This window comes from Bifidobacterium sp. JNUCC 75 (assembly GCF_054819865.1).
The window spans coordinates 468,322-482,408 of sequence record NZ_JBTHIF010000001.1 but is presented as its reverse complement, the minus strand read 5'-3'; the positions used below and the strand labels follow the sequence as shown (position 1 = coordinate 482,408).

General features: G+C 58.9%; 12 protein-coding genes. 8 read left to right on the top strand and 4 right to left on the bottom strand.

Features of this window, described 5'->3' with window-relative positions; all coding sequences use genetic code 11:
• Window positions 1–57: 57 nt before the first annotated feature.
• Together ACVWNW_RS01995 and ACVWNW_RS01990 are read left to right on the top strand one after the other, a co-directional pair.
• The gene (locus ACVWNW_RS01995; protein WP_454483339.1) at window positions 58–2,061 is read left to right on the top strand and encodes a RecQ family ATP-dependent DNA helicase; all 2,004 of its coding nucleotides are present in this window, start codon (window positions 58–60) and stop codon (window positions 2,059–2,061) included.
• A 78-nt stretch (window positions 2,062–2,139) separates the two neighbouring features.
• The gene (locus ACVWNW_RS01990) at window positions 2,140–2,622 is read left to right on the top strand and encodes an S-ribosylhomocysteine lyase (RefSeq protein WP_029678668.1); all 483 of its coding nucleotides are present in this window, start codon (window positions 2,140–2,142) and stop codon (window positions 2,620–2,622) included.
• An 80-nt stretch (window positions 2,623–2,702) separates the two neighbouring features.
• Here the strand turns inward: ACVWNW_RS01990 and ACVWNW_RS01985 are convergent, their stop codons facing one another.
• From ACVWNW_RS01985 to ACVWNW_RS01970, 4 genes are all read right to left on the bottom strand, one after another.
• On the bottom strand, window positions 2,703–3,602 hold the full coding sequence (locus ACVWNW_RS01985) for a dihydrodipicolinate synthase family protein (protein WP_110425565.1): 900 nt from the start codon (window positions 3,600–3,602) through the stop codon (window positions 2,703–2,705).
• Between the two features lie 2 nt (window positions 3,603–3,604).
• Window positions 3,605–4,402: an amidohydrolase family protein gene (locus tag ACVWNW_RS01980; protein WP_454482736.1), complete on the bottom strand. Its 798-nt coding sequence runs from the start codon at window positions 4,400–4,402 to the stop codon at window positions 3,605–3,607.
• A gap of 144 nt (window positions 4,403–4,546) precedes the next feature.
• Complete coding sequence (locus tag ACVWNW_RS01975) at window positions 4,547–5,338, bottom strand: SDR family oxidoreductase (RefSeq protein ID WP_110425563.1); 792 nt, start codon at window positions 5,336–5,338, stop codon at window positions 4,547–4,549.
• Window positions 5,339–5,419: 81 nt separating this feature from the next.
• On the bottom strand, window positions 5,420–6,703 hold the full coding sequence (locus ACVWNW_RS01970) for an enolase C-terminal domain-like protein (protein WP_211119755.1): 1,284 nt from the start codon (window positions 6,701–6,703) through the stop codon (window positions 5,420–5,422).
• Between the two features lie 150 nt (window positions 6,704–6,853).
• Here ACVWNW_RS01970 and ACVWNW_RS01965 point away from each other — a divergent pair, with 150 nt between their 5' ends.
• The 6 genes from ACVWNW_RS01965 (at window position 6,854) to dnaG (ending at window position 14,059) form a co-directional block, all read left to right on the top strand.
• Complete coding sequence (locus ACVWNW_RS01965) at window positions 6,854–7,909, top strand: LacI family DNA-binding transcriptional regulator (RefSeq protein WP_454482733.1); 1,056 nt, start codon at window positions 6,854–6,856, stop codon at window positions 7,907–7,909.
• Window positions 7,910–8,055: 146 nt separating this feature from the next.
• Complete coding sequence (locus tag ACVWNW_RS01960; protein ID WP_046323187.1) at window positions 8,056–8,691, top strand: hypothetical protein; 636 nt, start codon at window positions 8,056–8,058, stop codon at window positions 8,689–8,691.
• Window positions 8,692–8,733: 42 nt separating this feature from the next.
• A complete protein-coding gene (gene alr / locus ACVWNW_RS01955) occupies window positions 8,734–10,092 on the top strand; it encodes an alanine racemase (protein ID WP_454482731.1) in 1,359 nt (452 codons plus the stop codon).
• Between the two features lie 70 nt (window positions 10,093–10,162).
• Entirely contained in the window at window positions 10,163–10,621 is a 459-nt protein-coding gene (locus tag ACVWNW_RS01950) for an Ohr family peroxiredoxin (protein WP_454482729.1), read from the top strand.
• Window positions 10,622–10,639: 18 nt separating this feature from the next.
• The gene (locus tag ACVWNW_RS01945) at window positions 10,640–11,923 is read left to right on the top strand and encodes a deoxyguanosinetriphosphate triphosphohydrolase (RefSeq protein ID WP_110413224.1); all 1,284 of its coding nucleotides are present in this window, start codon (window positions 10,640–10,642) and stop codon (window positions 11,921–11,923) included.
• A 57-nt stretch (window positions 11,924–11,980) separates the two neighbouring features.
• Window positions 11,981–14,059, top strand: coding sequence for a DNA primase (gene dnaG / locus ACVWNW_RS01940; RefSeq protein ID WP_454482727.1), 2,079 nt, complete (start codon window positions 11,981–11,983; stop codon window positions 14,057–14,059).
• The last annotated feature ends 28 nt before the right edge of the window (window positions 14,060–14,087 follow it).

Genomic DNA, 14,087 nt, shown 5'->3' with positions numbered 1-14,087 from the left:
ACCACATGGTCGTTCGCCCACTGCTTGACTCCTGCCGGGGCAATAGACTGGGGAATCATGGTGGACATCCAGGATGCAGGGCAGGCGCTGAAGCGGTATTTCGGATATGAGTCTTTTCGCCCGGGTCAGGAGGATCTGGTCAAGGCCATCCTGAACGGGCGAGACTGCCTGGGTGTTATGCCGACCGGTGCCGGCAAGTCCATCTGCTATCAGATTCCTGCCACCCTTCTGGACGGTTTGACCATCGTCATCTCTCCCTTGGTCTCCCTGATGAAGGACCAGGTGGATGGGCTGGAGGATGCCGGCATCCAGGCCTCATTCGTCAATTCCACCCAGGACATGGATGAGCAGTCCCTGGCCCTGGCTCAGGCTGCCCAGGGACGCAGCAAAATCCTCTACGTGGCCCCCGAGCGGCTGGATGCCCCCAGATTCAGGGAATTCGCCCAGCATACGAGGATCTCCCTGCTCGCTGTGGACGAAGCCCATTGCGTATCCCAGTGGGGTCAGGACTTCCGCCCTGCCTACTTGGGTATCGGGGACTTCATAAGATCCCTGCCTAACCGGCCCACGGTGGCAGCCTTCACTGCTACGGCGACCGAGAAGGTCCGGCGCGACATCGTATACATGTTGGGCTTGGACGACCCCTACGTGGCGGTGACGGGATTCGACAGGCCCAACCTCTTCTTTGACGTGATCAAACTGGAGAGCAGATACAAGAATCGCTGGGTGGTCCAATACGCCCTGAAGCATGGAGGCGATTCGGGCATCGTCTACTGCGCCACCCGCAAGGAGACCGAAGCTCTGGCCGATGATCTGACCAAGGCTGGTGTAAGCGCTGTCAGCTACCACGCTGGTATGGATGCCCAGGACAGAGAGCAAGCGCAGCGGGACTTCGTCAACGACAAGGTGCAGGTGGTCGTGGCCACCAATGCCTTCGGCATGGGCATTGACAAGTCCAACGTGCGCTATGTCATCCATCACAACATGCCCGAGAGCATCGAGGCCTACTACCAGGAAGCTGGCAGGGCAGGACGTGACGGTGAGCCCGCCCGATGCTCCCTGCTGTGGAACGAGAGCGATATCGTCACTCGCAGGCGCCTTCTGGACATGGACAATGGCAATGACAGACTGACCGGTGAGCAGGCTGAAGCGGTCAGGGCCGAACACCGGCGTCTGCTCAACGTCATGATCGGTTACTGTCGGACCACCGGTTGCCTTCACCGGTACATGCTGCGGTACTTTGGCGAAGAGGTGGACCAGGCTGCCGCGGGTCTTTCGCCTGCGGAGGCCGACAAAGGCAAACCCGTCCCAGTCGGGCATCCCGACACCGTCAGCACCGGCTGCCAGAACTGTTCCAACTGTCTGAGCACCTTCAAAACCATCGATGTCAGCGATGTGGCCCGTGCCATAAGCAGGTGCGTGCATGACGTGAATCAGGGGTTCGGCTCCGGCAAGATCGCCCAGATCCTCCGGGGCTCGCGCTCGCAGGACCTTCTTCGGCGAGGGCTGGATCGGTGCCCCAGCTATGGCGTTCTGGCCCAGATTCCGGAGGCGCGCATTCGCGACGTGCTCAACCAAATGGCCTCGGACGGATATCTGTATATCACCGAAGGACGGCTGCCCATGGTCCATTTCGGACCCAAGGCTGCGCAGACGGTCAGTCCGGACTTTCATTATGAGATCAAACGGACGGAACGCCCGAGTACTTCAGGCAAGGTCTTCGGCGGCGGGTCTTCTTCGACCGTCGATGATGACGGTCTCGAGCAGGCCGGCGCAAGCGATGCCAGCCCAGAGGACGAGGAACTTTTCCAGAAGCTGCGAGATTTGCGGACCAGCATAGCCCGCGAGATCGGCAAACCTCCCTATATTGTCTTCTCCGACAAGGCGCTGCGCGATATGTGTCGTCTGCGTCCAGTTGATGATGTGACCTTCCTGGCCGTCAACGGGGTGGGACAGCACAAGCTGGAACAATATGGGCCCCGGTTCATGGGGGTCATCTCCGAATTCTCGGCGGGAAAAGGAGCGAATGTGGTCTTAGGTGCTGCCGGATCTGATAGGTAGGTCCGCCTACCATGAGGTATACATGACTTCATCGCGGCTGCCTTTCAGATTAGGCGCCCGAGAGGAAAGGAAACAACAATGGCTGACAAACCAATCGTAGAGAGCTTCCAGCTGGATCACACCAAGGTCAAGGCGCCCTACGTTCGCCTGATCGACGAGGAGAAGGGCCCTCAGGGAGACATCATCTCCAACTATGATCTACGCCTGGTTCAGCCCAATCAGAACGCCATTCCAACTGCCGGGCTGCACACCATAGAGCATACGATTGCCGTGCTCCTGCGCGAGCGCATCCCTGGCTATATCGACTGCTCGCCTTTTGGCTGCCGGACGGGCTTCCACCTGCTTGCCTGGGGCCGTCATTCGACCGAAGATGTGGCCAAGGCTCTGAAGGAGTCGCTGGAGTTCATTGCCGAAAAGGCCACCTGGGACGACGTGCCAGGCACCGAGATCACCTCCTGCGGCAACTACCGCGACCATTCGCTCTTCTCGGCCAAGCAGTGGAGCCGTGATATTGTCGCTGCCGGCATCAGCTCCGATCCTTACGAGCGCAAGCTGGTCTGAGCGCGGACAGGCAAACAATAGGGCCTGAGGAGGGGGTAGGTTCCTCTTCTCAGGCCCTGTTCGATGAAACAGGTGAAAGCTCAACTACGCAGTATGGTCTCGATCTGTTTCATCTGGTCGTCATCAATCTGCATAGCCGGTTCGCGGATGCGTGTGCTGATGGGCAGACCCTGCAGTCGCACAGCTCCCTTGATGGCCGACACGAACAAATCCGCAGTGTCGTAAATAGCCATCAAGTGGTTGATGCGTCGGGCCTTGTCTAGTGCGGTTTGGTAATCGCCATCTTGATAGGCCTTATGCATGGCAACGAAGGTTTCCGGCTCCACGTTGGTCAGGCCTGATAAAACACCGTTGCCTCCACAGATGCGGTTGACCATATAGTATTCGTCGAATCCTGAGAACACAGAAAACTCAGGGCTGACATGCCGGACTGCCGCAACGACTCGACGTGTGTGGCTGATTGTGTCCACGGTGTCTTTGATGCCAACGATATTCGGGCATTCCTGGGCAAGTCTTGCGACCAGCTCCGGGGAGCAGTCGTTGCCTGTACGGGCAGGGAAGTTGTAGAGGATCACCGGCACAGTCGAGGCATGGGCGATGCTGGTGAAATACCTATAAGCGGTTGGTTCCGAAGGGCCGAAATAATAGGGGCTGACAGCCACCACGGCATCGGCGCCGATTTGTCCGGCAAACTTGGTCAGATCCATGACCCGGTCCATATTCGTGTCGCCAACTCCGACGAATACCTTCATGCGTCCCTGTATATGGTCGACGGCGAATTGCAGGGCCGAGCGCTTCTCTTGGAGATCATAGGCATAAAACTCGCCGATGCTTCCGAACAGGAGCACCCCGTTGATGCCAGCCCGGATTAGATGGTCCAGATGTCGTCCCCACAGGTCGGTGTCGATGACTCCTTGATCGTCGCTGACGGTTATCGACGGGCAGAAAATTCCCTCAAATTTGGCTGATAATGTGCTCATGTTCACCCTTCCGAAGTAAGCGTATCGGTATCGATTCCATAGGCCCTCATGGCATTGTGCTTGAAGAAGTCCTCATCCGGGCCAAAGGTATCCAGCATCAGTTGCCAGTGTTCCCTGAGCGAGGAGTGTACGGTGACTACCGGCCAATTGGAGGCGTAGAGGATCCTGTTCGGGGGAAAGGTGTCCCTGACGAAGGCGACGATGTCGCGATCGACCGGCTGGTCGCCTGACACCTTGATATAGCAGTGCGGCAGGGCCGCCATAGCCCGCATGGCTTTTTTGCAGGCCGGTGACAGGTTGGGCATATTGCCCATATGATCCATGATGACAGTCAGGGAAGGAACCTGAGAGAATGCCTGGGCCATGTCCGGCAGTTCTGCGCCCCTGTTGCATAGCTCGAAGGGCATCCCCTTATCAGCCATGGCGTGGAGCCCGGCGATGAAGGAGGGTTCAAGGCAACGGCCGCGCGGGGCAGAGTCAGTATGCAAGGGCTCTCTGATGCCCGTAGCATTGATAGGTACCCTCATATAGGGCCCTACCTGTGCCCTTAGCATTCGGGCGAGAATTTTCGGGTCATCGTTCTCATAGACCAAGCGGTCCTCTAATAGGGGGTCATCCGAGTCAACTTCCACATAGACTCCGCCCAAAAATTCCACTCCCAACTGCCCGTACTCGTCTTCCAGCTCATGGAGGGGAAAGCTCCGGTTCAGTGATGGCATTCCTTCCAGCCAAGGCAGATGTTGCCGTTCAAGATTCCACATGTGGAAGTGAGCATCGATGACCTGCAATTGTCGCGTCATCTCAGGCTCCCTGCTCAAGGCATATGTGGCACCCACGAAAGGCATACAAGGCGATGTAGAGGAATCTGGGAGCGGTTACCAGCATGGCGACGGTGGCCTGGGAACCGCCTTTGCTTTGCGTATTTGGATTTTTCATGGCAGAGCTCAATTCAGTGCCCGGTCCAGGTGGACGTATCCGCCATCGACAAACACCCATTGGCCGGTGGTGTGTGATGCGCGATCAGAGAGCAGGAAGGTGGCGGTGTTCCCGATCTCCTCGGGTGTGGTCATGCGATGTTCCAGGGGGATCTTGTCGGTGATGGCTGAAAGACGGGCTTGCTGGGCCTTTTCATCGCCAAACGTCTTGATCCAGTCGGCGTAGAGGGGGGTCCAGCATTCCGAGACCACGATGGCGTTCACTCGTACGTCATCGTGGACCAAGGCTGCGGCCCATTCTCTGGTCAGGCCCAGAACTGCGCCCTTGGCCGCCGCATAGGCGCTGGTCTTGCCCTGACCGGTCACGGCGGTTTTGGAGGTGATGTTGATGACGGATCCGTGGCTTTTCTTCAGATAGGCACAAGAGGCGTGCATGAGTTCGTAGTAGTGGGTGAGATTACCGTGTACGGAACGCTCGAACTCCCGCCAGTCAGTAGTTTCCAAGGCCTTGTTGTCGTTGACTCCAGCGTTGTTGACTATGCCATCGATATGGCCGAATTCCTTGTGCACCTGCTCCACAATGGGGGCTATGCCGTCGGTGTCATTCAGATCCAGAATGAAGGTCCGGTAGGTATCGGTATAGGCCTCGATGTCTTTGCAGAACTGGTCCCTGGCTGACTCGTCACGGTCTATGACTGCGGTTATGGCGCCCTCCTGGGCCAGTTGTAGGGCGATGCCCCTGCCGATGCCCTTGAAGCCACCGGTGATGATGAATACCTTGTTTTTGAGATGCAGATCCATGAAAGCTTCTTTGTCTGTATGAATGGATGATTTGCTAGGGATCCAGCGATTGGGCCTGGTTTTGATTGAGATGACCCGAAGTCACTCCTGGTGGAGGTAGCGCTGCGCAGTCTCAACGGTCATTTCAGCCCCGTTGCCGGGAGCGGTTGGTGCTTGATACATGCCCTGGCTGATACGCACGGGGTTTACGAAATATTCGTGCTGGTTGTCCACGTATTCGATCATTCGGCCCTGCGTGGTGCAGGAGACGGCTGCGTAGTCGAACATGGCGAAGTGACAGACCATCTCGCACAGTCCGACCCCGCCAGCGTGGGGGCAGACTATCTTGTGGAACTTGCGAGCCAGCAGGTATTCCAGAACTATCTCCTGGGGGCCCGCCACTCTGGTGGCGTCGATCTGCATGATACCGAAGGCATTGGCCTGTAGGAATTGCTTGAACATGATGCGGTTCTGCATCTGTTCGCCGGTTGCCACGGGGATGGGATTGATGGCCCTGGCAATGGTTGCGTGGCCGATGATGTCGTCGGGGCTAGTGGGCTCTTCGACCCATGCCAGGTCGAAGTCATGGAAATGGTTGATCCAATCAATGGCTTGCGGGACGTCCCAGACCTGGTTGGCGTCGACGGCCAGACGCACGTCGGGGCCGATGGCATCCCTGGCCAATCCCAGACGGCGTATGTCATCATCGAGGTTCTGGCCTACCTTGAGCTTGATTTGCTTAAAGCCCTTTTCCTTTGTCTCTCGTTTGGCAATCTCCACCATCTTTTCGTCGCTGTAGCCAAGCCAGCCTGGTGCTGTCGAATAACCGGGGTATCCGTGCTGGCGAATGTCCTCGATGCGCTCCTGCTTGCCGGATTGCCCATCCTTGAGGATGTCTATGGCCTCCTCGGGACGCAGGGCATCGGAGAGGTATCTGAAGTCCAGGGTGCTGACCAGGTCTTCAGGGTCCATTTCAGCCAGCAGCAACCACAAAGGTTTCCTCGCTCTTTTGGCCTTCATGTCCCAAAGGGCGCTCAGCAGTGCGCCGATGGCCATATGCTCGACTCCCTTTTCGGGTCCCAGCCAGCGCAGCTGCGAATCATGGACCAGTAGGTCCCAGGCCAGGCCCATGCTGTCCAGCAGACGTTCAACCTCCAGGCCACACAGAGTCTCTCCTATGGAATCTATGGCTCTGCATACGACATCGTTGCCTCGTCCGATGGTGAAGACCAGGCCGCATCCTTTGATGCCATCGTCGGCCGAGGTGTGTATTTCCACATAGGCGGCTGAATAGTCCGGGTCCTTGTTCATGGCATCCGATCCTGACAAGGTCAGAGAAGTGGGAAAACGAAAGTCATACGTTTTCACCGCAGTGATAGTACTCATCGTGGCTCCTTTGCCAATCCCGTGAACATAGATGTCAGTATAGGCGCAGAAATAGAAATTTGAAAATTAAAAATGTAAAAATTCTAAACTCGACATGAATGTTATCGCCGCTACATTGGTTACGATTGTTGGGTACTGGAAAGGATGCACATGGCCAGACAGGAACCCGGCAATCCGCACGTCGGCGCTATAGCCGAGCATCTCGGCATCTCGGCTTCGACCGTTTCCAAGGTGATCAACGGTAGACCGGGCGTGGCGGCAAAAACCCGTCGGAGGGTCGAAAAGGCCTTGGCTGATCAGGGCTATGCACATCCGCTCGTCAGTACCAAAATTGCCCAGACCATTGAACTGGTGGTGGATTATATCGCCAACAATGGCACCATCGAGATGATACGTTATGCCTCGAAGTGGGCTTTGGATGCCGGTCTGGCTCTGACTGTGACGCAGACCGATCACCAGCGGCGTGCCGAGGAATGTCTGAGGGGGATCATTGATCGCAACCCGCTGGGTGTGATTACCCAGATGTCCTCCATAGACCAGAAGGGCAAGAATGTGCTCAAAGCAAGAGGCATTCCCTTGGTGGCGGTCGATCCGGTGGACCTGGTCAACGATGAGGACATGAGCATAACGCTTGACAATTGGACTGGAGGATACCAGGCCGCAAAATGCCTTCTTGATGCCGGGCACCGGCGCATTGGCGTTATAGCCGGACCGGCGAATGTGCAATCCGCGCAGGCCAGACTGGCTGGATACCGAGCAGCATTGGCAGCCATTGGTGCCAGCCTGCCGTCTAGCATGGTTCTGCAGGGAGACTATTTGCCCGACAGAGGGTACCAAGCCGCCTGTGATCTGCTGGACCGTGCTCATCCTCCGACCGCGATCCTGGCCTGCAACGACTTGACAGCCGTCAATATCTACAGAGCGGCGCGTGAACGTGGACTGGAGCCCGGTCAGGACCTGTCTGTGGTCGGATTCGACAACGTTTATCCATCCTCCTACCTGATGCCTGCCCTTACCACGGTGGATCAGCCATTTGATCTGATGGCCAGGATGGCCGTGGGAATGATTCTCGATGCACGACAGGGCAAGGAGTTCCAGCGGCATGTGGTCATGCCGACCCGTCTGGTCAGCCGACACAGTGTGGTCAATCTGACCCATGCCAGTCATTTGCAATCGGAAAGTCGGGTTCAAGAGGCCGCACAATAGCCCAAACTATTCCCCGATTCGCTCAATGCGTACTCACTTCATGACTGCCTGCTGATGGATACACTCGTACTTCGGCAATCGCAGGGGCGGGTTTCGTCCTTGCCGCACCGGTCGAGAAAGAGGTAGCCACAGTGAGCAGGTACGCGATGGAAACTGCACGTTGGATCCGTCATGCCACCATGGACGACTTTGAGGCGATCATGCCTGTCTACGCCTACGCCAGAAAGCGGATGGCCGAGACCGGCAACCCCCGTCAGTGGGGGGACAAGTACCCTCTGCCTGAACGCATCCGCGAGGACATCGCCGGGGGCCACACCATGCTCTTGGTCGATGATGCAGCTGGTATGGATCAGATTCCTGAGGATCCTGTCTACCCTGAACCGGAGTTGGACGAACACAAGGGCAACCATGAGCGCATCATCGGCGTTTTTGCTCTCTTCCATGACCCGGAACCAGATTATAAGGTCATTGATGGCAGCTGGCTGGACGACCGGCCCTATACCACCATCCATCGGGTGGCCGCCTCGGGACTGGGGCGTCACGCGGCCGGGGACCTGCTCGATTGGAGCATGCGCCGGTACGAGAACATCCGCGCCGATACGGGACTGAAGAACTACGCCATGCAGCACATCCTGGAGACCCATGGCTTCACCCGCTGCGGCAACATCATCATGCCTGAAAACAAGGAGATCGAGAACGTGCGGGTGGCCTATCAGCTGCACAATCGTCCCCTTGACCTGGCTGAGCGCGAAAGGGAGGCCAAGCGCTTGGTCACCGTCTGAGAGCGAGGGCAGACCGTCGTAGTGCCGTCGCACAATGGAGCCATGACTTTGAGCGCAGCACCGGCATGGCAGTTCTCCGGGCCCGAGGGCCAGCAGCATTACGAGCAAGCTCTTCGGGCCTATCCTGGGCAGATCATCGTGGACTTGCGGACTTTGAAGGCCAATATGGCCACCCTGGTGAAACTGGTTCATTCCACGAACCCCGGTGCTGCTGTCATGGGTGTGGTCAAGGCCGATGCCTACGGCCACGGGCTCATTCCCGTTGCTCTGGCAGCCTTGTCCGGCGGGGCGACCTGGCTGGGAACGGCCCAGTCCAGCGAAGCCCTGCGTCTGCGTCGGGCAGGCATTGGCCCCGACCGTTGCCGGATACTGTCCTGGATGTTCAACGGGGACCGCGCGCCCTTCGACCAGCTGATTCAGGCTGACATCGACCTGGGCGTCGGTTCCCTGAAGACCATGAACATGGCGGCTCAGGCGGCAGGCCAGGTCGGCAAACCTGCCCGCGTCCATGTCAAGGTGGACACCGGCTTCGGACGCAACGGCTTCACACCTGAGACCTTTGGGGATGCCTTGCGTGAGCTTTCCCGCCTGGCATCCCAGGGCCTGTTGGAGCCTGTGGGGCTTTTCAGCCATCTGGCAGTGGCCGACATGCCTGGGGTGGACGAGTTCGTGTCGTCCACTGACGAGCAAATCGCCCTCTTCGAAGAGTTCTATGACAGGATGACGGCCGCAGGCATGAAGCCTGAAATCCGGCATCTTGCCAACACCGCCGCCACGCTCAGCCGCCCAGGGATACGTTATGACCTGACCCGTCCGGGCATCGGCCTGTATGGGTACGAGCCTGATCCTTCCATGGGGATTTCGGCGGATTATGGTCTGCGTCCGGCAATGACCCTTCAGGCCCAGCTGGGCACTGTCAAGGATATGCCGGCCGGTCACGGCATCTCCTACGGGCGCACCTATTTGACGGAGAAGCCCACAAGCACGGCCATCATGCCCTTGGGATACGCCGACGGGATCCATCGGTCAGCCTCGGGCTTTGACTGCGAGGGCGCTATGGGCCGAGAGCATCTGGGAGGTCCCGTCCGTCTGATGACTCGTCAAGGGCCCAGGTTGGTTCGTGTCGCTGGAAGGGTCTGCATGGACCAGTGTGTACTGGATCTAGAAGGGATGGCTTCCGACTTGGGAGTGGACGAGGGCGATACCGTTGTTCTCTTTGGGCCAGGCCAGGGGGAGGACCAGGCTGAGCCAACCGCTGATGACTGGGCACGGGCCGCTGACACCATCAGCTATGAGATCTTCACCTGCCTGCGTAGTAGGATTCCACGGCTCTACCTGGGTGTGCGTGAGGTGGTCGAACCCTCCGACCTGCACATGATTGCCCCTGAATCCATTCTTTGAGACCACTATCACAGGTAGAACCTGGGCTTGGGGCCTTGTCAAGGGGCAATATAAGTGGTGAGATGAGGTTATGACTACATATACAGGAAATGAACCCAGCAATATCTCATACACAGCCGTAGCTGACATCACCGGAGGCCGCGAGGGCCATGCGGACAGCCACGAGCCCGATCTTTCCCTGGACTTGGATACACCCAAGGCTATGGGAGGCAAGGGCCAGGGCACCAACCCCGAGCAACTCTTCGCCATCGGCTGGGGTGCCTGCTTCCAGGGAGCCATGGGACTGGCCGGAAAGGAGCTGCGCGTGCCAGCCACCAAGCTGGCCCAGAGCAAGGTGCGCACTCACATCTCCCTTGGCGACCAGGGCGAGTCCTTTGGCATCAAGGCTCTGATCGAGGTCTGCCTGCCCGGCATCGATCGTGATCTGGCCACCCGTCTGGTGGAGCGGACCCAGGAGCTTTGCCCCTATTCCAAGGCCACAGCGGGCAATGTGCCCACTGAAGTGGTGGTCGTGGATAATCTGGACTGAACGGAGCGGGCGCGCCTGATGGGCACTGATGAGGAGGGCGGATCCCGCCTGCTGGCCGAGGGCTACTCCGCCCAGGATCAGGAACGGTGGGCGCCAGAGCCTCCAAAGACCAGCAGCAGGACCGCCTTCGAACGTGACCGGGCGCGTCTGGTTCATTCTTCGGCGTTGCGTCGACTGGGGGCCAAGACGCAGATCCTGGTCGCCGGCACTGACGACTTTGCCCGTACGCGCCTGACCCACACTTTGGAGGTGGCTCAGATCGGCCGGCAGATCGGCACCATGCTGGGCTGCGATCCCGATGTGGTGGATTGTGCCTGCCTGGCCCATGACCTGGGTCATCCGCCCTTCGGCCACAACGGCGAACGTGCCCTATCCTCGCTGGCCTCAGACATAGGGGGATTCGAGGGTAATGCGCAGACCCTTCGACTGCTGACCAGGCTGGAGCCCAAGGTTTTCCACCCGGACGGACGTTCGGCAGGGGTCAACCTGACCAGGGCCGCCCTGGACGCTGCGGTCAAATATCCTTGGACCTTGGCTGAGGCCTCGGCTCATCCCAAGGGGGAGAGGACTGCCAAGTTCTGCGTCTACCCGGACGACCAGGAAGTCTTTCGCTGGCTCAAGCAGGGAGCACCGCAGGCCAGCACGCCTATGGAGTGCCAGGTTATGGACTTGGCTGATGACATTGCCTACAGCGTTCACGACGTGGAGGATGCCATAGTGGTTGGCTCCTTCGTGCCTGAGCGGCTGGCTGAGCCCAGGATCATCGATGGCGTGGTCCGAGCCGCCCGATCCTGGTATGGCGACCGCTGGGATGCTGACCAGCTGGTCCGAGCCTTGGAGACCGTCCGTGGCATGTTGCCGACGGGCTTTGATGGTTCACGCCGGGCCTTGGCTACTTTGAAGAACACCACCAGTTACCTGATCGGCCGCTTTGCCGACTCCGTGGAGGCGGCTACCCGAAGCCGCCACGGCCAAGGTCCGCTGACCAGGTACTCGGCTGGGCTGGTCATTCCTCCTCGGACCTCCTATGAGATTGTTGCCTTGAAGGGGATTGCCGTCTACTTCGTCATGGCTCCACGTGAGAAGGAGCCCTTCCATGCAGAGCAGCTGAAAATCGTGACCGACCTGGTTGAGGTGATGATGGCCGACTCGCCAGCCCCATCTGATGCCTTGGAGGATGTCTTCCTGGAGGATTGGCGCCAAGCGGGTTCGGATGGGGAGCGCCTGCGGGTGGCTATCGACCAGGTGGCCTCCCTGACCGACGGCTCGGCGCTGGCCCTGCATTCCCTGGTCTGCCCTTAGGCCTGCGGTGTTTATGCCGGGCGCAACACATCGCCCTGGCCCGGTAGGCTGGGTGTCATGTCCGGAATGATCAAGAAGGAAGACATCGAGAAGGTCAGAGCCAAGGCCGATCTGTATGAGATCGTATCCGAAAGCGTGACTCTGAAGCCCTCTGGTTCCGGCACTTACATGGGCCTGTGCCCCTTCCATGATGAGAAGTCCCCCTCCTTTTCGGTGCGTCCCTCCATGGGGGTCTGGCACTGTTTCGGCTGCGGTCTGGGCGGCGATGTCTTCACCTACGTGGAGCAGGAGGAGAACGTCGAGTTCGGCGATGCCGTCGAAATCCTGGCAGACAAGTACCAGATCGAGCTGCACTACGAAAACTCCCGTCAGGACAAGCGTCGCGGGTCCAAACGTTCCCGGCTGCTGGAGGCCAACGAGGAGGCTCAGCGTTTCTTCGTCTCACAGATCATGAGCAAGGAGGCGCTGGCGGCCCGCAAGCTCTTGGCGGGCAGGACCTTCTCCCAGGCTGACAGCGCTCATTTCGGCTGCGGATACGCCCCACGTGGATGGGACAATCTGGTTCGCCACCTGTCCACCAAGGGTTTCACCCAGCAGGAAATGCTGGATGCGGGGCTGGCCAGGCAAGGGCAGCGGGGGGTCTACGACTACTTCCGGGGCAGGGTCACCTGGCCTATCAGGGATTCCACGGGTCGTACCCTGGGCTTCGGCGCTCGCAAGCTCTACGAGGACGATGGCATCAACGCCAAGTACATCAATACGCCCGACACCCAGCTCTACCGCAAGAACCAGGTGCTCTACGGCATCGACCTGGCCAAGGACGCCATCGTCAAAAAGCGGCAGGTGGTCATTGTGGAGGGCTATACCGACGTCATGGCCTGCCACCTTGCTGGTGTCGATACTGCTGTAGCCACCTGCGGAACTGCTTTCGGCGAGGACCATGCCAAGATCGTCCGTCGGCTCATCTCCGACGATGCCTTAGGGGCTATCCAGCTGGTGGGACCGGTCCAAGGCTCCCGCGTGGTCTTCACTTTCGACGGGGATGCAGCCGGGCAGAAGGCCGCCCTGCATGCCTTCGGCCTTGACGGGAGCTTTCTGACGCAGACCTTCGTGGCTGTGGCCCGGGAGAATCTGGATCCCTGTGATCTGCGCATCCAGTATGGCGATGAGGCTGTGCGTTCTCTGGTCGAGCATGCCCGGCCGCTGTACGATTTCGTCATCGACACGGCCGTAGCCATGTTCGATACCCAGTACACCACCGGGCAGATGGGCGCGGTTAAGGCTGTGGCACCCATCCTGGCCCAGATCAGGGATCGCTCCCTGGTAGGGGCCTATACCCGCAAGACCGCCAGAAAAATCGGCGTAGATCTGGATCTGCTGCGCCAGGAGGTCAACAGGGCCCGCCGCAAGCTGCATGTGAAAGACCAGGATGCATATGCGGTCCGCACTCCTCACCGCGGTGCGGGTGAATCGGAGGGTCGCGCGGGCCATGGCAGTGACAATGCCATGCAACGTCGTAGGATACAGCGTGAGGATGCTCTCCGACAGGGTTATCATCACATCGATGATTCTGTTTTCATTTGCGAGCAGCAGTTCATGGGCGTGCTTATCCAGATTCCCAGAGCAATCGGTTCAGATGCCTTTGCTCAGCTGAGTCCGGACAGTTTCGAGGTTCCGATTTTCCGCTCGCTCTATCGGGCTGTGCAGGCCGCCGGAGGACTGCCTGACATGAAGACACCCCAAGGATTGTGGATGCATAACTTGACCAAGGCGGGCGGGCCCATGCTGGAGTCGGCCATCAACGAGCTGGCTGTCATGCCTTTGCCGCTGAATTTGGATAAGCAGGAGGATAGGCAGAGGGGCACAGGACCGGGCAATAAGGAAGGCGATCAGGGCGCGGGCTCCGAGGACGCGGATGTTCAGCTGAAGCAGCCTAGCCCGGAGGAGCGTCAGTATGCCTCCGAGCTGCTTGCAAGACTGCTGGACGCCACATACATGCGGCTGATTGCCTCGGCCAGGCACCGGATGAATCAGTTGCCCGACGGTCAGGAGAAGTTCGACCTTCTTGGTCAGCTCACCCAGTACGAGACCCAGCGCAACGAATTGCGCAACCAGGTCTTCGGCAACGCCGAGTGAACTGGTGGTCAGATAAGTTGGTCCTCCC

Excerpts from the sequence above, each read along its gene's own strand:
- ACVWNW_RS01995 (WP_454483339.1), top strand. The coding sequence starts at position 58 with ATGGTGGACATCCAGGATGCAGGGCAGGCGCTGAAGCGGTATTTCGGA.
- ACVWNW_RS01990 (WP_029678668.1), top strand. The coding sequence starts at position 2,140 with ATGGCTGACAAACCAATCGTAGAGAGCTTCCAGCTGGATCACACCAAG.
- ACVWNW_RS01985 (WP_110425565.1), bottom strand. The coding sequence starts at position 3,602 with ATGAGCACATTATCAGCCAAATTTGAGGGAATTTTCTGCCCGTCGATA.
- ACVWNW_RS01980 (WP_454482736.1), bottom strand. The coding sequence starts at position 4,402 with ATGACGCGACAATTGCAGGTCATCGATGCTCACTTCCACATGTGGAAT.
- ACVWNW_RS01975 (WP_110425563.1), bottom strand. The coding sequence starts at position 5,338 with ATGGATCTGCATCTCAAAAACAAGGTATTCATCATCACCGGTGGCTTC.
- ACVWNW_RS01970 (WP_211119755.1), bottom strand. The coding sequence starts at position 6,703 with ATGAGTACTATCACTGCGGTGAAAACGTATGACTTTCGTTTTCCCACT.
- ACVWNW_RS01965 (WP_454482733.1), top strand. The coding sequence starts at position 6,854 with ATGGCCAGACAGGAACCCGGCAATCCGCACGTCGGCGCTATAGCCGAG.
- ACVWNW_RS01960 (WP_046323187.1), top strand. The coding sequence starts at position 8,056 with ATGGAAACTGCACGTTGGATCCGTCATGCCACCATGGACGACTTTGAG.
- alr (WP_454482731.1), top strand. The coding sequence starts at position 8,734 with ATGACTTTGAGCGCAGCACCGGCATGGCAGTTCTCCGGGCCCGAGGGC.
- ACVWNW_RS01950 (WP_454482729.1), top strand. The coding sequence starts at position 10,163 with ATGACTACATATACAGGAAATGAACCCAGCAATATCTCATACACAGCC.
- ACVWNW_RS01945 (WP_110413224.1), top strand. The coding sequence starts at position 10,640 with ATGGGCACTGATGAGGAGGGCGGATCCCGCCTGCTGGCCGAGGGCTAC.
- dnaG (WP_454482727.1), top strand. The coding sequence starts at position 11,981 with ATGTCCGGAATGATCAAGAAGGAAGACATCGAGAAGGTCAGAGCCAAG.